Source organism: Pseudomonas sp. P1_C12, assembly GCF_056406435.1.
Genome location: NZ_JBFUAE010000029.1, coordinates 13237 through 33328 on the forward strand (window position 1 = coordinate 13237; position 20092 = coordinate 33328).

At 61.5% G+C, this 20092-nt stretch carries 19 protein-coding genes and 2 pseudogenes; 8 read left to right on the plus strand and 13 right to left on the minus strand.

Translation table 11 applies throughout. From position 1 onward, the window contains the following. Positions 1 to 113 precede the first annotated feature (113 nt). Genes AC1D19_RS29165 through AC1D19_RS29185 form a run of 5 tightly spaced genes read right to left on the minus strand, consistent with a single transcriptional unit; the run spans position 114 to position 6395 of the window. The gene (locus AC1D19_RS29165) at positions 114 to 911 is read right to left on the minus strand and encodes an enoyl-CoA hydratase/isomerase family protein (protein ID WP_477765421.1); all 798 of its coding nucleotides are present in this window, start codon (positions 909 to 911) and stop codon (positions 114 to 116) included. Next, a complete protein-coding gene (gene atuD, locus AC1D19_RS29170; protein ID WP_477765422.1) occupies positions 908 to 2065 on the minus strand; it encodes a citronellyl-CoA dehydrogenase in 1158 nt (385 codons plus the stop codon). The genes AC1D19_RS29165 and atuD overlap by 4 nt, the downstream gene beginning before the upstream one ends. Before the next feature lie 25 nt (positions 2066 to 2090). Continuing rightward, a complete protein-coding gene (gene atuC / locus AC1D19_RS29175; protein ID WP_477765423.1) occupies positions 2091 to 3707 on the minus strand; it encodes a geranyl-CoA carboxylase subunit beta in 1617 nt (538 codons plus the stop codon). A 3-nt stretch (positions 3708 to 3710) separates the two neighbouring features. After that, the gene (locus AC1D19_RS29180; protein ID WP_477765424.1) at positions 3711 to 4580 is read right to left on the minus strand and encodes an SDR family oxidoreductase; all 870 of its coding nucleotides are present in this window, start codon (positions 4578 to 4580) and stop codon (positions 3711 to 3713) included. Positions 4581 to 4592: 12 nt separating this feature from the next. After that, complete coding sequence (locus tag AC1D19_RS29185; RefSeq protein WP_477765425.1) at positions 4593 to 6395, minus strand: acyclic terpene utilization AtuA family protein; 1803 nt, start codon at positions 6393 to 6395, stop codon at positions 4593 to 4595. 177 nt (positions 6396 to 6572) lie between these two features. Here AC1D19_RS29185 and AC1D19_RS29190 point away from each other — a divergent pair, with 177 nt between their 5' ends. From AC1D19_RS29190 to AC1D19_RS29200, 3 genes and pseudogenes are all read left to right on the plus strand, one after another. After that, positions 6573 to 7199, plus strand: coding sequence for a TetR/AcrR family transcriptional regulator (locus tag AC1D19_RS29190; RefSeq protein ID WP_477760589.1), 627 nt, complete (start codon positions 6573 to 6575; stop codon positions 7197 to 7199). A 93-nt stretch (positions 7200 to 7292) separates the two neighbouring features. Continuing rightward, on the plus strand, positions 7293 to 8111 hold the full coding sequence (locus AC1D19_RS29195) for a substrate-binding periplasmic protein (protein ID WP_477760588.1): 819 nt from the start codon (positions 7293 to 7295) through the stop codon (positions 8109 to 8111). A 75-nt stretch (positions 8112 to 8186) separates the two neighbouring features. Further along, positions 8187 to 8327, plus strand: a pseudogene (locus tag AC1D19_RS29200) (GNAT family N-acetyltransferase); the annotation flags it as partial. 126 nt (positions 8328 to 8453) lie between these two features. Here AC1D19_RS29200 and dsbG read toward each other — a convergent pair. Genes dsbG through dsbD form a run of 3 tightly spaced genes read right to left on the minus strand, consistent with a single transcriptional unit; the run spans position 8454 to position 11787 of the window. Continuing rightward, complete coding sequence (gene dsbG, locus AC1D19_RS29205) at positions 8454 to 9221, minus strand: thiol:disulfide interchange protein DsbG (protein WP_477765426.1); 768 nt, start codon at positions 9219 to 9221, stop codon at positions 8454 to 8456. Further along, positions 9197 to 10051 (minus strand): TlpA family protein disulfide reductase, encoded by an 855-nt coding sequence (locus AC1D19_RS29210; protein ID WP_477765427.1) that lies wholly within the window; start codon positions 10049 to 10051, stop codon positions 9197 to 9199. Before AC1D19_RS29210 ends, dsbG begins: the two co-directional genes overlap by 25 nt. Next, entirely contained in the window at positions 10051 to 11787 is a 1737-nt protein-coding gene (dsbD, locus tag AC1D19_RS29215; RefSeq protein WP_477765428.1) for a protein-disulfide reductase DsbD, read from the minus strand. The genes AC1D19_RS29210 and dsbD overlap by 1 nt, the downstream gene beginning before the upstream one ends. A 154-nt stretch (positions 11788 to 11941) precedes the next feature. Between dsbD and AC1D19_RS29220 the strand changes: the two genes are divergently transcribed. Both AC1D19_RS29220 and AC1D19_RS29225 read left to right on the plus strand, forming a co-directional pair. Then, complete coding sequence (locus AC1D19_RS29220; RefSeq protein WP_008020398.1) at positions 11942 to 12622, plus strand: response regulator; 681 nt, start codon at positions 11942 to 11944, stop codon at positions 12620 to 12622. Continuing rightward, positions 12619 to 13944: an ATP-binding protein gene (locus AC1D19_RS29225; protein WP_477765429.1), complete on the plus strand. Its 1326-nt coding sequence runs from the start codon at positions 12619 to 12621 to the stop codon at positions 13942 to 13944. Before AC1D19_RS29220 ends, AC1D19_RS29225 begins: the two co-directional genes overlap by 4 nt. 333 nt (positions 13945 to 14277) lie before the next feature. Here the strand turns inward: AC1D19_RS29225 and AC1D19_RS29230 are convergent. The 5 genes and pseudogenes from AC1D19_RS29230 to AC1D19_RS29250 all read right to left on the minus strand — a co-directional run. Beyond that, positions 14278 to 14586: pseudogene (locus tag AC1D19_RS29230) on the minus strand (DUF6162 family protein); the annotation flags it as partial. Continuing rightward, a complete protein-coding gene (locus AC1D19_RS29235; protein ID WP_477765430.1) occupies positions 14583 to 14912 on the minus strand; it encodes a hypothetical protein in 330 nt (109 codons plus the stop codon). The gene AC1D19_RS29235 and the pseudogene AC1D19_RS29230, both read right to left, overlap by 4 nt. Next, entirely contained in the window at positions 14909 to 15451 is a 543-nt protein-coding gene (locus AC1D19_RS29240) for a thiamine pyrophosphate-binding protein (RefSeq protein WP_477765431.1), read from the minus strand. Before AC1D19_RS29240 ends, AC1D19_RS29235 begins: the two co-directional genes overlap by 4 nt. After that, entirely contained in the window at positions 15448 to 16650 is a 1203-nt protein-coding gene (locus AC1D19_RS29245; protein ID WP_477765432.1) for a PepSY-associated TM helix domain-containing protein, read from the minus strand. The genes AC1D19_RS29240 and AC1D19_RS29245 overlap by 4 nt, the downstream gene beginning before the upstream one ends. A 289-nt stretch (positions 16651 to 16939) precedes the next feature. Beyond that, positions 16940 to 17398 carry a VOC family protein gene (locus AC1D19_RS29250; RefSeq protein ID WP_477765433.1) on the minus strand — a complete coding sequence of 153 codons (459 nt, stop codon included), beginning with the start codon at positions 17396 to 17398 and terminating at the stop codon, positions 16940 to 16942. A gap of 290 nt (positions 17399 to 17688) precedes the next feature. Between AC1D19_RS29250 and AC1D19_RS29255 the strand changes: the two genes are divergently transcribed. The 3 genes from AC1D19_RS29255 to AC1D19_RS29265 all read left to right on the plus strand — a co-directional run bounded on the left by AC1D19_RS29255 (position 17689) and on the right by AC1D19_RS29265 (position 20038). After that, on the plus strand, positions 17689 to 17958 hold the full coding sequence (locus AC1D19_RS29255) for a hypothetical protein (RefSeq protein ID WP_477756046.1): 270 nt from the start codon (positions 17689 to 17691) through the stop codon (positions 17956 to 17958). Positions 17959 to 18059: 101 nt separating this feature from the next. Further along, positions 18060 to 18674 (plus strand): LysE family translocator, encoded by a 615-nt coding sequence (locus AC1D19_RS29260; protein ID WP_008054246.1) that lies wholly within the window; start codon positions 18060 to 18062, stop codon positions 18672 to 18674. Positions 18675 to 18880: 206 nt separating this feature from the next. Beyond that, on the plus strand, positions 18881 to 20038 hold the full coding sequence (locus tag AC1D19_RS29265; RefSeq protein ID WP_477765434.1) for a cysteine desulfurase family protein: 1158 nt from the start codon (positions 18881 to 18883) through the stop codon (positions 20036 to 20038). Positions 20039 to 20092 lie beyond the last annotated feature (54 nt).

Here is a 20092-nt window from a genome sequence, read left to right on the forward strand (position 1 = left end):
GGCGTCTCTCAAGTTGTGCGGTGTCTGTTCGGGCCTCTTCGCTGGCAGGCCAGCTCCTACAGGGATTGTGTGTGCATAAATCCACTGTAGGAGCTGGCTTGCCAGCGAAGCTTTTAAGAGGCCCACCCCGGCTTGCGTTTTTGCACGAAGGCCATCGTTCCCTCGACGCCTTCTGCCCCGGTCACCGCTTCGCTGAACCATTCGGCAGCTTGATCCAGCAGGGCATCGGTCGGTTGTCCGGCACTCGCCAGCAAGAGTTTCTTGGTCATCGCATTCGCCTCGGGCGCACAACACAACACATGGGCCAACACCTCATCGAGACGCTCGGCCAGGGCCTGCGGATCATGCTCGACAAAATGCACCAGCCCCATGCGGCGCGCCTGGTGGCCATCAAAGCGGGCCGCGGTCAGGGCCAGTCTTCGGGCCTGGGTCAAACCGATGCGCTGCACCACGAATGGCGCGATCTGCGCCGGCAGCAGGCCGAGGCTGGTTTCCGGCAGGCCGAATTGCGCCTGGTGATCGGCCAGGGCGATATCGCTGACACAGGCCAGGCCGAAACCACCGCCAAGCACCGCGCCTTGCAACACCGTGATCACCACTTGTGGCGCGTGTTGCACCTCTTGCAGCAGCGCACCGAACACCCGGTTCAAATCACAGTGAGCGCTGGAACCCTGAGCACGGGCACTGGCCATGTCCTTGAGATCGCCGCCGGCGCAGAAGTGGCCTCCGGCACCGCCGATCACCAGCGCGCGAACCCCCCGGTCATCGCGCACGGCTGCCAGCACCGAACGCAACTCGGTGACCATCTGCAAGCTCATCGCATTGCGGCTGTCCGGGCGATTGAGGGTGATGTGCAATACGCCGCTGTGCAGTTCCAGCAGCAAGGTCTGGCAAACCGGCAGGCTGCTCATCTCTTTTTCCCCGGCAGGATGCCCATCAGTTTGCAGATGATCCCCAGCATGATTTCGTCGGCGCCGCCGCCAATCGATACCAGCCTCACGTCACGGTAGGCGCGGGCCACCGGGTTGTCCCACATGAAGCCCATGCCGCCCCAATATTGCAGGCAACTGTCGCTGACTTCGCGACCCAGCCGCCCGGCCTTGAGCTTGGCCATGGAGGCCAGGCGCGTAACGTCCTGGCCTTTGACGTATTGCTCGGTGGCCTGATAGACCAGCGCCCGCAGGCATTCGATTTCGGTTTGCAGTTCAGCCAGGCGGAAGTGGATCACCTGATTGTCGATCAGCGCGTTACCGAAGGTTTTGCGCTCCTTGCAGTATTCGATGGTGCTGTCGACGCAATACTCCAGGCCCTTGATCATGTTGGCCGCGCCGAACAGGCGTTCCTCCTGGAACTGCAACATCTGCATCATGAACCCCGCGCCTTCATGGCCGATGCGGTTGCGTTGCGGTACGCGCACGTTGTCGAAAAACACCTGGGCGGTTTCCGAGCTGCGCATGCCGAGCTTGTCCAGGTGTGAGCTCAAGCTGATGCCCTGCGTGTTCATCGGCACCATGATCAGCGACTTGTTGATGTGCGGTTTGTCGTCCGAGGTGTTGACCAGCAGGCAGATGAAGTCGGCGCTCGGCGAGTTGGTGATCCACATCTTGCTTCCGTTGATCACATAATCATCGCCGTCCTTGCGCGCTGTGGTTTTCAAGCCGGCAACGTCAGAGCCGGCGCCGACTTCGGAGACACCGATGCAGCCGACCTGCTCGCCGCTGATGGCCGGGCGCAGGAATTCGTCGCGCAACTCATCGGAGCCGAACCGTGCCAGCGCAGGCGTACACATATCGGTCTGTACGCCGATGGACATCGGTATGCCGCCGCAGTGAATGGTGCCGAACTCTTCGGCCGCGACGATCGAATAGCTGTAGTCGAGGCCCATGCCGCCGAATTTTTCCGGCTTGGAAATCCCCAGGAGGCCGAGGTCGCCAGCCTTGCGGAAGATATCGTGGATGGGGAAGCGCCCGGCCTTTTCCCATTCCTCGACGTGCGGGTTGATCTCGTGCTCGACGAATTGGCGCACGGTGCGGCGCAGTGCTTCGTGTTCCTGGGTGAAGATCATTTTTATTGTTCTCCTCTGATCGCCCTTAGAAGCGGGCTACACCAAAACTGTTGGCTTGCAGTGGCCGCACTTCGGCCTCATGACAGATATCCAGCAAGTAACCGAGCAAGGTCCGGGTATCGCGCGGGTCGATCAAACCGTCGTCCCACAGGTTGGCGCTGCCATAGAGCGCCGTGGACTGGCTGTCGAGTTTCTGCGCGGTGACCTGTTCGAGCATGTCGAGGATTTTCGGGTCGGGCACCAGGCCGTCCTTGGCCTGTTTGGCCTCGGTGACGATGCGCAGCACTTTGCCCGCTTGCGCACCGCCCATCACGGCGGTGCGGCTGTTGGGCCAGGCGAAGATGAAACACGGGTCGAGGCCGCGTCCGCACATCGCATAGTTGCCGGCGCCGTAGGAACCGCCGACGACGATGCTCAGCTTCGGCACCCGGGCGTTGGCCACCGCCTGGATCATCTTCGCGCCGTGTTTGATCACGCCTTGTTGTTCCGACTCGGTGCCGACCATGAACCCGGTGGTGTTGTGGAAAAACAGCAGCGGCGTGCGGCTCTGGTCGCACAGCTGGATGAACTGCGCGGCCTTGCTTGCACCTTTTGGCGTGATCGGGCCGTTGTTGCCGATGAAACCACAGGCGCGCCCCTGAATTTTCAGGTGACCGCAGACGGTCTGCTGATCGAACTCGCCCTTGAATTCAAGAAAGTTCGAAGCGTCGGCAATCCGGGCGATGATCTCGCGTACGTCGTAGGGTTTTTTCGGGTCATCCGGGATCAGGCCCAGCAGTTCGTCGATGGGGTAAAGCGGTTCTTCCCAATGCCGTTCGGGCTGGCGGGGCAACTGCTCGTTCCACGGCAGCAGGCTGACAATCTCGCGTACCTGACGCACACCGTCGGCGTCGTTTTCAGCCAGGTATTCGGCGGTGCCGGCGGTTTGTGCGTGCATCTCGGCGCCGCCCAGTTCTTCATCGGTCGCGACTTCGCCGGTGGCGGCCTTGAGCAATGGCGGGCCGGCGAGAAACAGCTTGGCCTTGCCGCGCACCACCACCACGTAATCCGACAGCCCCGGCTGATAGGCACCGCCCGCCGTGGCCGAGCCGTGCACCACAGTGACCTGCGGCAACCCCATGGCCGACATCCGCGCCTGATTGGCAAAGCTGCGCGCACCTTCGACGAAAATCTCCGCCGCGTAATTGAGGTTGGCACCGCCGCTTTCGGCGAGGGTGATCACCGGCAGTTTGTTTTCCATGGCGATCTGTTGCAGGCGCAGGGATTTTTTCAAACCGCTGGGGGAAATGGTCCCGCCCTTGATTGCGCTGTTGTTCGCCACCACCAGCACGCGCACGCCGGACACGTAGCCGATGCCGGCGATCAAGCCGCCACCGGCGCAGCTGCCATCCTTGTCGTCGTGCAGCTTGTAGCCGGCCAGGCTCGCCAGTTCGAGAAACGGCGCGCCGGGGTCCAGCAGCAGATTGAGGCGTTCCCGGGGCAGCAATTGGCCGCGTTTTTCGAACTTCGGCTTGGCTTCGGCAGCCTTGTTCAGCAGGTTCTGTTCGAGCACGCGAACCTGCTCGATGGCGCTCAGCATCGCTTCACGGTTCTGGGCGAACGGCTCGCTGTGGGGATCGAGTAACGACTGAATCACCGGCATGGGTTATTCCTTGTCCTTCAATACGTCTGGTATGTAGGCACGGTGGAAACCGTTGTACGACTCGCTGTTGGTCGCCTTATGAATCGGCCAGGCGCGCCCGCCGAGGCTGGCGGCGCCGTCGATGCGCAAGGTGCTGCCGCTGACGAACGCCGCTGCCGGGCTGAGCAGGAAAACAATCGCCGCGCTGACTTCCGATTCGGTGCCGATGCGCTTGAGCGGCACGTGTTCGCGCAACGTCGGAATCGCAGCCTTGAAGGCGCCTTCGTAGGTGTCCATGCCACTGGAGGCAATCCAGCCCGGCGCCACGGCGTTGACCCGCACCCCGGCATGCCCCCATTCGTACGCGGCGGTCTTGGTCAGATTGTCCATGCCCGAACGTGCCGCGCCGGAGTGGCCCATACCGGGCATGCCGCCCCACATGTCGGCGAGCATGTTGACGATGGCGCCGCCGTGCTTGCTCATGGACTGGTTGAACACTTCCCGGGCCATCAGGAAACCGCCCACCAGATTGGTGCGCATCACGGTTTCGAAACCCTTCTGATTGATCGAGGCCAGGGGCGACGGGTACTGCCCGCCCGCATTATTGACCAGGCCATGAATGGGGCCATGCTTGCGAATCAATTCGCTGACCAGGTGCTGCACCGGTTCTTCCTCGCGGATGTCGCAAACCGCCCAATCGGCCTTGCCGCCGTCTTCGACAATCTCTGCCGCAACGGTTTTCAGCTTGTCGGCCTTGCGCCCGACCAGCAGCACATGGGCGCCGAGGGCCGCCAGTTCGTGGGCGGTGCAGCGGCCGATGCCACTGCCACCACCGGTGACGATGATGTTTTGGCCGGCAAACAAATCGGCTTTGAAAATCGAATCGTAGGCCATGGCGGCAATCCTCTAGTTGAACTGGTCGGCGATGCGCTGCGGCACCGGAATCTGGATTTCCAGCAGTTGCTGGGCGAAGGCTTTGCCTTGCGGATCGATGCGCAAGCTGGCGACACCACCGCCGCCGAGGGCGTTTTCCAGCAGGAAATTCAGGCTGTGACTGGCGGGCAAGTACCAGCGTTCGACTCGCCCGTGGATGGGATCGAGGACGTGGCCCATCCAGTCGACGATCACTTCCGGGGTCAAGGCTTCGGCGATCCATGGCAGGAACTCGGGCTCGCGGGCCATGACGCCGATGTTGCTGTGGTTGCCCTTGTCGCCAGAGCGAGCGACCGCCAGTTTGACCAGGGCCACGCTGGCGTCGGCCAGGCCCGTCGGTTTCGGTGGCGCGAGCGGGGCTGGCAGGTCCAGCGGGTCGAGCACATCGAGGGCGGGCAGGGCACACCGGTGGCGCTGGCCCATGCAATCAATGTCCAGCGTGCAGGCGGTTTTGTCGATCAGGAACGAGAACAGCCGGATCAGCGGATACACCGTCGGCCGGCCACCGACAATGCCTGTCAGCCCCGGCGCCATGCCGGTGGCGGCCTGGGCGATTTCCCGGGAGAACACGATCAATGCCTGCTTGTCCGGATGGCGCACCGCGAGTTTGATCACCACTTCGCGGCTGTCCTGACGCTGGCCGTGGGGGCCGTAGGTGGCCTCGCTGCCCAGCAACTCGATATTCACGTCGCTGTAGGTTGCCCAGCCGCGCTGGCGGAACATTTCCGAGGTCTTGTTGATGATCGCCGCGCTGACTCGCCGCGCCTTGTCGACGGCGTCGATGCCGGCAATCAGGCAACTGGCAGTGCAGCGAAAACCATCGGGGTAGGTGGCGCTGACCTTGTATTGAGCGGTCGGCGGCAGGCCTTTGGCGCCGTGCACCTGCACCGCGTTCCTGCCTTGTTGCAGCAGTTTGACCTGAGTGAAATCGCACACCACGTCGGGCAGCAGATACGCGCGGGGATCACCGATTTCGTACAGCATCTGTTCGCCCACCGTCAGTGGTGTGACCAGCCCGCCGGTCCCTTCGGGTTTGCTGACGATGAACTGGCTGTCGGCGCTGACTTCGACGATGGGAAAGCCGATGTGTTCGTAGTCGGGGACGTCGCGCCAATCCGTGAAGTTGCCGCCCGTGCACTGGGCACCGCATTCGATGATGTGCCCGGCCAATGCTGCCTGGGCGAGCTTGTCGTAGTCGTGCCACGACCAGCCGAACTCATGCACCAGCGCGGCGCTGACCACCGCACTGTCGACCACGCGCCCGGTGATCACGATGTCCGCCCCCAGACGCAGGGCTTCGACGATGCCGGGTGCACCGAGGTAGGCATTGGTCGAGACACACATCGATGGCAAAGGTGCGCCGCTGAACATTTCATGAATGCCCAGGTTGCCTAGCTGTTTGAATTGCGGCTGCAGATCGTCACCCAGCAGCACGGCAATCTTCAGGGCCACCCCGGCCTTGTCGCAGGCTGCTTGCAGGGCGGCGGCGCAGGCTTGGGGATTGACCCCGCCGGCATTGCTGATGACCCGGATGTTGTGCGCCGCGAGTTGCGGCAGCAAGGGCACGAGGACTTCGATGAAGTCGCCCGCATAGCCGGCCTGGGGATCTTTCATCCGCGCGCCGGCCATGATCGACAGAGTGATCTCGGCCAGGTAGTCGAAGACCAGATAGTCCAGATGCCCGTATTCCACGAGTTGCGCGGCAGCGGTCGAGGTATCGCCCCAGAAGGCGCTGGCACAACCGATGCGAATTGTTTTAGGCGCAGTCCATTCCATAGCCACCTCCAACCGAAGTGCGTCGACATTACCAAGCAAGCGCTTGGTTTGTAAATGACTTGATTATCTTCTGCCCAAGCGCTTGCTTGGTTGCATCCATGCGCTTAAATTGCCCGCGCAACTCCGGTGTTTTCGGGGGATCGGCGTTATTGATTGATCGACTGTAGGAGAGAATGGGTGGACGAGCAAAAAGCCCTGAGGGTCATGCGTGAGTTGGTCGACGACGGCCAATTGACCGACCCGGACAGCGCCCGTGGCAAGCTGCTGCAAGTGGCGGCCCACCTGTTCCGCAATAAAGGCTATGAACGCACGACCGTGCGCGATCTGGCTGGCGCCGTGGGTATTCAGTCCGGGAGTATTTTCCATCACTTCAAAAGCAAGGACGAAATCCTGCGCGCCGTGATGGAGGAAACCATACGCTACAACACCGCGTTGATGCGTGCGGCCATCGCCGAGGCCGGCAATGTGCGCGAGCGGGTGCTGGCCTTGATCCGGTGTGAATTGCAGTCGATCATGGGCGGCAGCGGCGAGGCCATGGCCGTGCTGGTCTACGAATGGCGCTCGCTGTCCGAAGACGGCCAGGCCAAGGTCCTGGCGCTGCGGGATATCTACGAAGACATCTGGATGCAAGTACTGGGCGAAGCCAAGACCGCCGGTTTTATCCGCGGCGATGTGTTTATCACCCGACGGTTCCTGACCGGCGCATTGTCCTGGACCACCACCTGGTTTCGCGCCGACGGCAACATGAGCCTCGATCAGTTGGCTGATGAAGCGTTGATTCTGGTGCTGGAAGACCGGCAATAAAGTTGTAATGGCCAGCATTAAACTGGCTAACTGGACAAAACCGCCTAGCTTGAATGCATTGATGCTGTTTTATTGGGGAGTGGGGTTGTTTTGATGGATTCGCCGATTCGGACAGCCTCGCAGCTTTTGCTGGCGATGCTTGCAGCGTCAACGGTGATGCCGTCCCAGGCTGCGCAGCTGGTGCGCATTGGTGCCGCGCACTTTCCGCCCTATACCGTGCGCCCGGAATCCGGGGCCGATACCGGGTTGCTGCCGCAACTGGTCGAGGCTCTGAATGCGTCGCAAAGTGACTACCAGTTTGTCCTGGTGCCCACGTCCATTGCCCGGCGCTTCGGTGACTTCAAACAGGGTCGGGTCGACATGGCTATCTTCGAAAATCCGGCCTGGGGGTGGCAAGACATTCCCCATACTGCCGTCGACATGGGGCTGGAAGACGCCGAGATTTTTGTCGCGCAACGCCTGCCCGATCGACAGCAAAGCTATTTTGCCGACCTGAACGGCAAGCGCCTGGCTCTGTTCAGCGGCTATCACTACGAGTTCGCCAACTTCAATGCCGAACCTCAGTACCTCGCGCAAAACTACAACGCCACGCTGACCTATTCCCACGACAGCAATCTGCTGATGGTGTTACGCGACCGGGCCGACATTGCCCTGGTCACGCGCTCTTATCTGTTCGACTACTTGTTACGCAATAAAAAAGTCGCTGACGAGTTGCTGGTGTCCCAGCGCGTTGACCAGATCTATCATCACTACGCCATTCTCCGTCCGACCGCGCCCATCACTGGTGAGGCCTTCGGCAAGTTGTTGCAAGGCTTGCGGGACAACGGCCAGATGCTGAGGATTTTCGATCCGTACAAGATTGCGTTGGTGCCGATCCCGCACAACGAACCGGCGCCACAAGTCGCCAATTGACGGTCTTTTCCTAAATTTCCTGCCATGGCTCACGTCACTTTATTGAACTGTCGACGACTATCGTGAGCCCGACCCATGTCCAACCTGAATGACCTGACTGCCCTGTGTCTGCCGACAGGCAGTCGTCTTGCCGCTGATGAAACGCAAAGCCGTCTGAGCCTCAGGCTGGAGGGGCAGCCGATGCTCACCCTGCGGCTGATTCGTGACCCTGAGTTGCTGGAGAACCCTGAGTTTGTCACCCAAGCGCTGCTGGAATTTTTAGCTGAGCGCAATCCGGCGTAGGGTTTGCGAAAAAGATCGTCCGAAGGCTCGGTCCGCGCTCGGGCGATCTTTTGATCTTGCTTACTTCGGCCCGAGAATCTTTGCCAGTTTGTCCGGCGACGGCGCGCCTTGCTGCTGTTGCAGATTACCCTTGTCGTCCATGTAGAAAATCGCCGGCGTCGCCTGCAACTCCAGCTCTTCCATCAATTGCATGTTGGCCGCGAATTTTGCCTGGATCGCCGGCGGCACTTCCTTCAAGGCCTTGAGCGAGCTGCCCTTGCCAGCGGCTTCGTGATCCTGCAGGGCTTTTTCCGGGTCTTTGGCCGCGAGCAGTGCGGCGGATTTCCCCGGGCTGTCCTCGCGGATGATGCCCACCATGATGTGGCGCAACTGCACCTTGCCAGCCTTGACCCACGGCCGGGCCTGTTCCCAGAACATGTTGCAGTACGGGCAGTTCGGGTCACTGAACAGGTACACCACGCGCGGCGCATCCTTCTTGCCGTCGCCGATCCAGTTGCTGGTTTCGAACTTGGCCCAGACTTCCTTGGCCATCGGGGCATACACCAGTTTCTGCAAGGGTGCGCTGCTCAGGTCATTGCCCTCGGCGTCATACAGGTTGCCCAGCAACACGTGTTTGCCGTCCGGGGTCAGGTACAGCGCCATGCCGCGGCTCTGGTATTGCGCGGCATAACCGCGCAAGCCGTCGGGGGCGTCGAACTGGCCGACGATTTTCGCGCCCTTGGCCTCGATTTTCTTGATGGCATCGGGCAACTCTTCGGCCTGCACCGATGGCAGGTGCAACAGGGCAGCACCGAGGCTCAGGGTCAGCAGGTGGCGGAGGCGGGGCATGGCAATTTCCTTGAAGAGGTGGCGGGTACGGTGTCGAAGTTTTCCAGCGCGCGGGCCAGGCTGGCTTCCGACAACTCGCCCAGATGGCTGCCCAGCAGGCGACCTTCGGAGCCGTAGAACAGCGTAGTCGGCAATGCCATGGAGCCGACGGCCTGGCTCAGGCGCCCGCCACCGTCGAACAGCACGTTGGACAGGCTCAGGCCCTGGGTTTCCAGAAAGGTCGCGACGCTTTGCATGCTTTCCGCCTGATTGACGAACAGGAAGGTCAGGTCTGGCCGGTGTTGCTGGGCGTTTTCCAGTACCGGCATTTCCCGGCGGCACGGCGGGCACCAGGTGGCCCAGAGATTGATCACCAACGGGCCGCCCTTGTAGTCGGCCAGTTGCACGGTTTCGCCGGCGGCGTTGCGCAGGGCGATTTCCGGCAGGCGTGTGCCTTGTTCATAAATCGACAGGGAGAATGTCGCCAACAGCCAGAACGCCAGGCCGCTGGTCACGCCAAAGCCCAATGGGCGGCGCAAACCCGGGCGACGCCAGCCGCGATACAGCGTGGCAAGCAAAACCACAGTCACTCCCGGCCAGGCGAGGAAACCGCCATCGCGCAGGTCGATGATCTGCCACGGATCGTTGCGATAGTGGGCCCAATAGACTGCCACGAAGCTGACCCGGGCCGCCAGCATGCCCAGTAGAAACAGGCTGAACAGTACCGACTCGGGGTTGTCACCGCCACGCTTGGCCACCCGCCAGCCGACAAACGTGGCCAGCGCCAGCGCACTGATCAGCAGCAGATGATTAAGCGCAATGGCAAAGGTGCCGAGGGTGAAGGTCAGCATTAACGGGCGTCTCGGGTGTTGGTCCAGCGTTGCAGGAAAGTATCGGCATCGACCTCGCCAGTGATGCGCTGGCTGCGACGCTCTTCACCGTCAGCGCCAATCCACAGCAGGCTGGGTGGCCCTGGCACTTTGTAACGGCCGAGCAGTTCGCGGCTGGCGGCATTGTCGGCGGTGACGTCCAGTCGGAGCAAGCGCACGTCGCTCAGGGCTTCCATGACATTGGCTTTGCCGAACACCTGTTTTTCCATGACCTTGCACGACACGCACCAGTCGGCATAGTAGTCCAGCAGCACCCACTGGCCCTGAGCCTGCGCGGCGTCGAGTTCCCGTTGCAGTGCCTGCGGATCCTTGATGGTGGTGAAGGCATCGTGGCCAACCGGCACCGCGGCCACCGCCTGGTTCGAGGAGCGGAAGACTTGCAACGGCTTGAACGGATCGTCACTGCCACCGGCCGCACCGATCACCAGCATGCCACCCCACAAACCGAGCAACAACGAACTGGCACCAAACAGGTGCGCGATGCGACCGAAACCTTCCGACTGTTTCCAGGCGCTGTAGGCCGCGATCAACAGCAGCGCACCGCACAAGCCGACCCACAGGGACTCGTCCAGCACCGGGCGCAGCATCAGCAACGCGGTGGCGAGGAACAGAAAGCCGAAAATGCCTTTGACCAGGTTCATCCAGGCGCCGGGTTTGGGCATGAAGCGATTACCGACGGTCACCAGCAACAGCAGCGGCACGCCGATACCGATGCCCATGGCGAACAGAATCAATCCGCCATGCAACGCGTTACCGCTTTGCGCGATGTAGAGCAGGGCACCGGCCAGCGGTGCGGTCATGCACGGGCCGACCAGCAGGCCGGACAGCGCCCCCAGCACCCCGGCGCCGATCAGATTGCCGCCACGTTGATTGCGCGAAACGTTTTCCAGGCGATCGCGTACGGCCACCGGCAGTTGCAGTTCGAAGTAGCCGAACATCGGCAGCGCCAGCAGTACGAAAATCGCCGCGAAACTGCCCAGCAGCCAGGGGTTCTGCAACCAGGCTTGCAGGTTCGCCCCGAGGGAGGCGGCCAGGACACCCATCGCCGCATACACCAGGGCCATGCTGACCACGTAACTGCTGGCCAGGGCGAATCCGCGTTTGGGCGTGGCGCCGCTGCCGACGATCAACCCGGCCAGAATCGGCAGCATCGGCAATGAACAAGGCGTGAAGGCCAGCAACAGACCCAGGCCGAAGAACAGCAAAAGGCTCCAGCCCAGCGCCCGTTGTTGCAGGCTGCTGGCCAGCGCCTGGTCCGGTGCCTCATTGGCCGCACTCTGCGCATTGGCATTGCCCAGGTCCACGACTCTGGTTTGCGGCGGATAACATAAACCGGCATCGGCGCAGCCCTGGTAAATGACCTTGACCTGACCGCTCGAGCCAGCCGGAATCTTCAGTTCCAGGCCCTGACGGTAGACTTGCTGTTCACCGAAAAACTCGTCGCTGTGGGCTTCACCTTCCGGCAACGCGGGATGCTGCCCGACAGGCAATCCGTCGAACTTCAAGCGTTTCTGGTACAGGTAATAGCCGTCGGTGATCTGCCAATAGAGCTGGGTTTCACCGGATTCCAGACGTTCGGAGGTAAACGTGAATGCTTTATCAACCGGGAGAAATTCAGGTTTGGTGTCGAACGGATTGGTTCCCGCCTGGGCCAGGCCCGCGATCAAGAGGGTAAAAAGTAAAAACAGACGATGCATGGATAAGCCTTTGCCCTGTGCTAATGAGGTGCACAGTGGCGGGTGGCGATTAACCGATGATTAACCGCCCCGGCCTTGTGGCGGTGGCGCTTGCGGCATAATGTCGACTTAATCGGTCAACGGCTTAATAGGCTTTATTTCTACGAGGCTCCCCATGCACGTACTGGTTTGCGAAGACGATGAACTGATCGCCAGCGGTATCGTCGCCGGTCTGACCGCCCAGGGTCTGACCGTGGAGCACGTCGCCACGGCGTCCGCCGCCCGGGCGATGCTCAAGGTGGCGGAGTTCGATGTCATGGTGCTCGATCTCGGGTTGCCGGACGAAGATGGCCTCAAGCTTCTGCAGCAGTTGCGCCATCAAGGCCTGGAGTTGCCGGTTTTGATCCTCACCGCCCGGGACTCGGTCACCGACCGCGTCGATGGCCTGCAAGCCGGCGCGGACGACTATCTGCTCAAGCCGTTCGACTTGCGTGAACTCGCTGCACGCTTGCACACGCTGTTGCGGCGGGTGGCGGGGCGCAGCGTCAACCTGATCGAACACGGAGCCCTGACCTACGACCCGAGCAGCCGCGAAACCACGCTCGCGGGACAGCCGGTGGACCTGTCGCGCCGCGAACAGTCGCTGCTGCAAGCCTTGTTGCACAACCGTGGGCGGGTGCTGTCCACCGAGCAACTCAAGGACAGCGTCTATGGCTTCAACGACGAACTGGAAAGCAACGCCCTCAACGTCCATATCCATCACCTGCGGCGTAAACTCGGCAACGGCATTGTCGAGACCGTGCGCGGCCTGGGCTATCGCCTGGGGCCGGCTGATGGCGGAGAAGAATCAAAGTGATGAGTCTGCGTTTGCGCCTGAGCCTGACGCTCGGCGCCGCATTTGCCTTGATCTGGGCCCTGGCCGCGGCCTGGATGCTCAGTGATCTGCGCAATCAAATGATGTTTTCCCTCGACCAGCGCCTGGTGGCGTCGGCACGCATGGTCGCCGGCCTGATGGAGCAACTGCCGCCTGTGCCGAGCAAGGGTGAGGGCACCCATTTCAGCGCCGAACAACTGAACATTCCGGGTGGCATGGCGTGCCAGGTCAGCTCATTGCGCGGTGAAATCCTCGCCCGTAGTCACACCGATCCGCAGCAGGCCCTGGAGGCCGAGAAACTCGGTTTTCACGATCAGATGATCGACGGCGCGCCATGGCGCAGCTTCACCTTGGCCCGGGGCGATCTGCGCATCACCACCGCCGACCGGCAGATCGAGCGCGAGGCGTTGAACATGTCGATCCTGCTGGCCGCTTCGGTGCCGGTGGGCGTGGCGCTACTCGGTTGCCTGTGTTTGCTCTGGCTGGGCATCGGCCAGGGGCTGGCGCCGCTCAACCGCATGCGCGACGCCTTGATGCGCCGCAGTGCCGACTCCCTCGAACCCTTGCAGATCCAGCCGCTGCCCAGCGAGCTGCAACCCTTGCTGGAAACCCAGAACCAGTTGCTCCAGCGCATCGGCAAGACCATCGAGCGCGAACGTCGCCTGACCGGAGACGCGGCCCATGAACTGCGCAGCCCGCTGACCGCGATCAAGACTCACCTGCAAGTGGCGCGGATGACTGACGGCAGCGCCCGGGATCAGTCCCTGGCCCGGGCCGAAGAGGGTGCCGACCGCATGCACCGGACCCTCGAACAATTGCTGTTGCTGGCGCGCGTCGAGGGCAGTCTGTCGTTTGACGACGGTGTGCAATGCAACGCCGAGCAAGTGGCGAAACTGGCGATCCAGGACGCAGCGAGTGGCGATCGCCAGCGCATCAGGTTTCAGGCGCCGGGCAAGGTTTCCGCCGCGCCGGTACAAATGCCCGCCGTGCTGTCGATTGCCGCGCTGCGCAACCTGCTCGACAACGCACTGCGCCATACCCCCGCCGACAAAGCGGTGGAGTTGAGCCTGGAAACCACCGGCAATCGTGTGCAGTTCTTGGTGCGCGACCATGGGCCGGGGATTGCCGAAGAAGACCTGCAACACCTGACCCAGCGTTTCTGGCGCAACGGCCAGAGCACCGGTTGTGGTCTGGGGCTGGCGATTGTCCAGGCCATCGTCCAGCGTTGCGGTTGCACGTTGCATTTCGATAGCCGGCCGGACGGCTTGCGGGTTGAGCTGACGATGCCGCTGCAATCTATCTGAAAAACACCACAAACCACTGTAGGAGCGGGCTCGCCCGCGATGAGGCCGTCACATTCAACATCATTGTTGACTGTTACACCGCCTTCGCTCCTACAGGGTATTGCGGTGACCGCCAAGAAAGCGGATTGAAAGTCTAAATCCTCTCGACGCCGATACGTTTCCAGAACAGGAAAACCTGCAAGTGCGCCCCGTGACCGGAACGCGCACCTGCCCGGTGTGCAGTTCTGGTCACTATCCACAGCGTATTGAGGGGTCGAGAGATGTCAGTCGCTACCAGCCTTATCGAAGAGCAGTCGGCGACGCCCGCCGAGATGCTTTATCAATTCAACGAATCTGGGCAAATGGCGCAAAACCTTCCTCGGCGAGAGCCTCGGGAGTCGGCGACGTTTGCTGTTCCTGGCGCAGCAGGTGGATCTCGTCCAGCGTCACCCGCAAATCGGCGTAGATACCTTGTTCGGATGCACTGAGGTCACGGCGCGCATTCAGTTGATGGCTGCCGACGTTGCTCACCTCATGGGGTTCACCACGCCAGAGCACCACCGAGCCGGCCACCGCCAAAATCATCAGGCACAGCAGCAGAACGTAGAGGGTTTCGTGACCGGCCCCGGCCGGGCGCACGACTTGGGTCGTTGGAGTGCTCATGGTGCCTCGATGTCCGCTTGGTCGATTTCCACGACGTGACCGGGGCCGGCGTCAAACAGCACATAGAACTCGGCGCCGGGCTTCTTGAAGGTCAGGGTCGAATCAGGCCCGAGCTTGCCCGGCACCAGAATGGTTTCGTCATAGCCGATCACATCGAGAGTCACGCCCGGAGCGCCGCTGCCGTCGGAAAAACCGCCGGTGCACTTGATCTGCTCCGCGTCGATGGCCTTGCATTCGCACATCGGGTTGTGGGCCAGGGCGCTGGCGCTGAAACCGGCGCAGAGCAACAGCAACAGGGCGTTGAGCGAGCGAAGAGGGTTGATCATGGTTTGCCTCCTTGTTTGTTCAACCAGGCGATGGTGGCGGGGGAGGCCTGGCTCAAAGGAATGGATGCCTGATGCATGGCGCCGTCCCAGCCTTCCATGGTGATCCACAGTTCGGCGTCGGCCGTGGTCTTTTCCGGGACGGGCAGTGAGGCGCCCATGCGGTACGGGGCGCCGAAGAAAATCACCCCGGCGGCGCGCAGGCTGCGGGGCTTGCCGATGCGCAGGTAAGTGGCCTTGACCTGGCCGATACAGACCTCGCACAGCGCGACGTTGAAACCCTTCATGTAGCCGGCGGGGCCTTCGAGCATCGGGGCTGAATTGCGCAATTCCGCCAGGCGCAGGCTCCAGGGACCGACCCGGACTTCGCCGACTTCCCGTTCGCCAAGGCCACTGTCGCCGCGCATCAATGCCTCGTCGGCGAAGTACTTGGGCATGAAACCGAGTGGAATCAGCAGCAACAGGACGTTCAGGTGAAAGCGCCATTTGTGCCAGAACACACTCAGGCGCGAGGGTTGCGGGGCTGCAATGTCTTTGCTCACAGGTTGGCCTCCGACACTTCGTTGTTCGTGGTCGGTTGCGCCGCGGTGTCGCGCTGTTTCTTGTTGCTGCGTTTGAAGGCATTGGCCGTGGCCAGCGCCGTGCGCTTGGTCCAGATCAGCAGGCCGCTGAGCACCATCATGCTCAGCAGCAGGCCGAAGAATGCCCAGATCAGCTTGATCCACAGTCCGCCGAAATCGCCGGTGTGCAGCGGGCGCATGGACTCGGTGACGAACTCCAGGGCCGAACGGTCCGAGATCGGGCGTGAGGCGGCGATTTCGCCGTTGTACGGGTTGATCGTGACGGTCTGGAACATCAACGGATACCAACCACGTCCGCCGACATCCAAGTGGCTGTAGGCATTGCCCGGCAGGCTGACGAAACTGGCCTCCAGCCCGGAGATTTCCTGGGTGGCGATTTCAATCGCGCGATCAAGGTCGATACGCGACGGGGGCGAGCCATCGGCTGACAGCGGCACCGCTTCGCGGGACATCGCCGGGATGATTTTTTCCGTGGAAATGGAAATCTGGTTATCGGACAGCAATGCCTGGATCAGGAACCAGGTGCCGGTGACGGAAATCACCGCGATGAACCAGATCGACCAGATACCGCTCAAGCGGTGAAAGTCGCCCCAGAAAATTCGCGCACCGTGGCGAAAGCGCAGGGTCGGGCGGAAGAAGCTTTTCCAGAAGCGTTTGTAGACCACCAGCCCGGTGATCAGCGACGCCAGCAATGGCAAGCCGAGCGACGACACCAGGTACCAGCCCCAGCTATAGCCATTGGTAAAGGGCACCAGCCACCAAGCGTGCAGGGCGCGGGTGAAGGCGCGGAAGTTGAATTGCGGCGCGACACCCTGGATCACGCCGCTGTACGGATTGACATAAATCACCACCGAGCGCCCGTCGGGGTAGCTGACTTCGACATCCAGGGCGAAGTGCGATTCGTCGGGGCGGCTGATGCTCTGCACCACGGTCTGCGGTTCGGCCCTGTTGATGGCCTCGATGACCTGCTGATAGCTGAGCAGCGGAGCATCGTCCGAGGGCTGGCTGGCGCGCATTGGCGGGTTGGCCAGCCAGACGATTTCCTGGCTGATGACGGCCAGGGTTCCGGTCACACAGACGATCAGCACGAAAAACCAGATCGGCAGCGCCAGCCAGCTATGGACCAGGAACCAGATTTTTGAACGGGACTTCTTTGACATGTTGGAGGTCTTGCCTGGATGAGAGGCTACTCGGCTGCGGGCTTCGCAGGGATGAGCGCCCTGAAAGTCCGGTCGTGGTTTTTGCCTACGCGACAGGACTGCATCTAGGTAGGACGGATGAGCAGGGGAAATCCCGAAAGGGGAAATGAAAGAAAATGTTTCGCATTGCCGACAGGTCAGGGGCGGGCATGCTTGCGCAAGTGATCAGCAAGTCGGCGGTGCTGTTGAAGGCGGGGCCCCTGTGGGAGCGAGCCTGCTCGCGAAGAGGCCCGCTCCAGCACCAGGGATTTCAACCCTGGGCAAACATCTCCTTCGCCCGTTGCTCGATCTGCTCCTGGGTCAGGTCTTCCTTGTGCGTGGCCAGGAACCACAGGTGCCCGTAGGGATCTTTCAAGGTCCCTGAACGGTCGCCGTAAAACTGATCCTTGACCTCGGATACAACGGTTGCGCCGGCATCGATCGCCTGTTTGTAGGACTTGTCGACATCCGTCACGTACAAATGCAGACCCACCGACGGCGAATTGTCCGGGTTGCTCAGCGGCCCTTGATCGCACGGTGTGCCCAGCATGATCGGGCAATCGCCGATGCGCAGTTCGGCGTGGCCGACACCGCCATCGGGCATGTTCAGGCGCATGACTTCAATGGCGCCGAAGGCTTTTTTGTAGAAAGCGATGGCTTCGGCGGCTTTGTCGATGCCCAGGTAGGGGGTGATGCTGTGATACCCCTCTGGAATGGGTTTGACGCTCATGATGGATCTCCCTGTTCTTGTAGTGTGAATGGAAAGTGGCTGTGCCGTTGTACGACCGAATAAATATAGGCCAGCCTCTTTCGCCTCACCGATTGCCCGACGAGCAGCAGCGCCATACAAGTGCCATCAAGTCGGGTCCAGCCAATGCGCCCCCGGCCCGCGTTCTCCCAGCGCATCGACAATGATCGCCATTTCTTGATAGCCACTATTGAAAGCGTTGATTTCTGCTGCCCGGGAGGCGCGGGTAGCCTGTGTTCATTGCCTCGAACCCAGTCGCCAGGACGCCAGAAATGAAACCGATGATCGCTACGATGCTGATGCTCGCCGTCTCCGTACTCGCCGGATGTGCCAGCCATGTCTCCCCCGAGCTTCGCCCTTACACGGCTGAAGAAAGCAAGGAACTGGCACTGGAGGCGCTGAACCGCCGCGGTTTGTCCTTTGACGAATACCACGCGAAAAAAGCCGAACTGCTCGGCCAGCCGCAAAAGTCGTTCAACTTCGACAACCAGGGTGAAATGAACGCCGGGCGATCTGTACAGCTCCACGGTCGTCCAAGCTGAGGCGAAACTGTACTGCTCCAAGTTTCGCGTAACTGTCCATGGGTTTTGTCCAGGGTGTGCGATAGGGTCAACACCTGAACGCCCCTGACGGACTGCCACCCATGACGCTCTCTCTCGACCTGCTGCTGGGCTTCGCCCTGTTTGCCCTCGTCACCTCGATCACACCCGGCCCGAACAACACCATGTTGCTGGCATCCGGGGTGAACTTCGGCTTCAACCGCACGATTCCGCACATGCTCGGCATCACCTGTGGCTTCTTTGTACTCGTGGTGGCGGTCGGTTTTGGCCTTGGCGCGGTGTTCCAGACTTACCCTTTGCTCTACACCGTGCTGCGTTATGCGGGGGCGGCGTATTTGCTGTATCTGGCGTGGAAAATCGCCCATTCCGGGCCCATGTCGGAGAGTCAGCAGGGCGAGGCGAAACCGATCAGCTATCTGGGTGCCGCCGCGTTCCAGTGGGTCAATCCCAAGGCCTGGATCATGGCCATTGGCGCCATCAGCACCTACACGCCGATGCAGGGTTACTTCACGAATGTGATCGTGATCGCGGCTGTCTTTGCGATCATCAACCTGCCGAGTGTCGGTGTCTGGGCCGCTTGCGGCACGCTGTTGCGCAACGTTCTGAAGGATCGCCGCTGGCTGCGCCTGTTCAATTGGGGCATGGCCGCGCTGCTCGTGGGTTCGCTGTATCCGCTGTTGCTCGAAAGCTTTAGCTGACGCATTGCTTCAACCGCTTGCCCGATGCCTGTTAAGCTGACTTTTCAGGAGCGTTCCTACGCACTTTTAAATGAAGTAGTTCTTCTTTAACGGCATCCGATCAGGTATTGGTAGCGTTCTGAAAACAGCGCGCAGCTCACAAGGCTGCGCTTTGCCGTTTGCAGTCACGAGCTTCCTGATCCCGGAACACGCTCTGCGAGTCTTTTATGAATAAACGTCCGTTGTATTTCGATTACGCCGCCACCACGCCGGTGGATGAGCGGGTCATCAAGGTGATGGTCGAGTGTCTGGGCTTTACCGGCAATTTCGGCAACCCGGCCTCCAGCTCCCACGTCTTCGGCCAGCAGGCCCGGCAATCGGTCGAACAGGCGCGATGCCAGGTCGCCGAACTGGTCGGCGCGACGCCGGGGCAGATCGTCTGGACCTCCGGCGCCACCGAATCCAACAACCTCGCGCTCAAAGGCGTGGCTCAGGCCCGCGGCATTGGCGGCGGCCATATCATCACCAGCCAGATCGAACACAAGGCCATTCTCGATACTGCGAAGCAACTGCAGGAGGCCGGTGTCGCGGTGACTTATCTGGTGCCGGACGCCGAGGGCCTGATCACCGCGCAAGCGGTCAGCGAAGCCATGCGCGAGGACACCTTCCTGGTGTCGCTGATGCTGGTCAACAACGAACTGGGCACCCTCAACGACATTCCCGCCATCGGTCAGGTCGTGCGTGATCGCGGGGCGTTGTTCCATGTCGACGCCGCACAGGGCGTGGGCAAAGTGGCGATCGATCTCGGGCAGTGGCCGGTGGACCTGATGTCGTTTTCCGCGCACAAGCTCTATGGCCCCAAAGGCATTGGTGCGTTGTACGTCGGTCCGCGTGCACAACAGCGTTTGCAGGCGCAGATCCATGGCGGCGGGCATGAGGGCGGTTTGCGTTCCGGCACGCTGGCGACCCATCAGATCGTGGCCATGGGCGCGGCCTTTGCACTGGCGGCGGCTGCGTTCGATGAAGAGAAAGCCACCATCGTGCGTTTGCGTGAACGCTTGCTCGAGCAATTGCAAAGTGTTCCCGGCGTGCGGCTCAACGGCAGCCCGACCCGGCGCATTCCCCATACCCTGAGCCTGACCTTCAGCGAAGGCGAGTTCAACCCGGCGGCGTTGCTGGCCTCGATCGCGTTTTCCGCGACCTCGGCCTGCAATTCCGCGAGCAATACCCCATCCCATGTACTGCTGGCCCTGGGGCATGATGCCCGTTCGGCCAGTCGCACCATTCGTTTGAGCCTCGGGCGTTTCACCACCGAGCAGGACATCGACCAGGCGGTTCAACTGATCAAGGCGGCCTGCGCCAGTGCTCCGGCATTCTGGCAATAAGGCGACGAAGCGCCGGCGCTGATCGGCACCCAACAATAATGATGAAGTGGTTAG

What these genes read in the sequence shown, in the direction of transcription:
- AC1D19_RS29165 (WP_477765421.1), bottom strand. Translation starts at nt 911, where the DNA reads ATGAGCAGCCTGCCGGTTTGCCAGACCTTGCTGCTGGAACTGCACAGC.
- atuD (WP_477765422.1), bottom strand. Translation starts at nt 2,065, where the DNA reads ATGATCTTCACCCAGGAACACGAAGCACTGCGCCGCACCGTGCGCCAA.
- atuC (WP_477765423.1), bottom strand. Translation starts at nt 3,707, where the DNA reads ATGCCGGTGATTCAGTCGTTACTCGATCCCCACAGCGAGCCGTTCGCC.
- AC1D19_RS29180 (WP_477765424.1), bottom strand. Translation starts at nt 4,580, where the DNA reads ATGGCCTACGATTCGATTTTCAAAGCCGATTTGTTTGCCGGCCAAAAC.
- AC1D19_RS29185 (WP_477765425.1), bottom strand. Translation starts at nt 6,395, where the DNA reads ATGGAATGGACTGCGCCTAAAACAATTCGCATCGGTTGTGCCAGCGCC.
- AC1D19_RS29195 (WP_477760588.1), top strand. Translation starts at nt 7,293, where the DNA reads ATGGATTCGCCGATTCGGACAGCCTCGCAGCTTTTGCTGGCGATGCTT.
- dsbG (WP_477765426.1), bottom strand. Translation starts at nt 9,221, where the DNA reads ATGCCCCGCCTCCGCCACCTGCTGACCCTGAGCCTCGGTGCTGCCCTG.
- AC1D19_RS29210 (WP_477765427.1), bottom strand. Translation starts at nt 10,051, where the DNA reads ATGCTGACCTTCACCCTCGGCACCTTTGCCATTGCGCTTAATCATCTG.
- dsbD (WP_477765428.1), bottom strand. Translation starts at nt 11,787, where the DNA reads ATGCATCGTCTGTTTTTACTTTTTACCCTCTTGATCGCGGGCCTGGCC.
- AC1D19_RS29220 (WP_008020398.1), top strand. Translation starts at nt 11,942, where the DNA reads ATGCACGTACTGGTTTGCGAAGACGATGAACTGATCGCCAGCGGTATC.
- AC1D19_RS29235 (WP_477765430.1), bottom strand. Translation starts at nt 14,912, where the DNA reads ATGATCAACCCTCTTCGCTCGCTCAACGCCCTGTTGCTGTTGCTCTGC.
- AC1D19_RS29245 (WP_477765432.1), bottom strand. Translation starts at nt 16,650, where the DNA reads ATGTCAAAGAAGTCCCGTTCAAAAATCTGGTTCCTGGTCCATAGCTGG.
- AC1D19_RS29250 (WP_477765433.1), bottom strand. Translation starts at nt 17,398, where the DNA reads ATGAGCGTCAAACCCATTCCAGAGGGGTATCACAGCATCACCCCCTAC.
- AC1D19_RS29255 (WP_477756046.1), top strand. Translation starts at nt 17,689, where the DNA reads ATGAAACCGATGATCGCTACGATGCTGATGCTCGCCGTCTCCGTACTC.
- AC1D19_RS29260 (WP_008054246.1), top strand. Translation starts at nt 18,060, where the DNA reads ATGACGCTCTCTCTCGACCTGCTGCTGGGCTTCGCCCTGTTTGCCCTC.
- AC1D19_RS29265 (WP_477765434.1), top strand. Translation starts at nt 18,881, where the DNA reads ATGAATAAACGTCCGTTGTATTTCGATTACGCCGCCACCACGCCGGTG.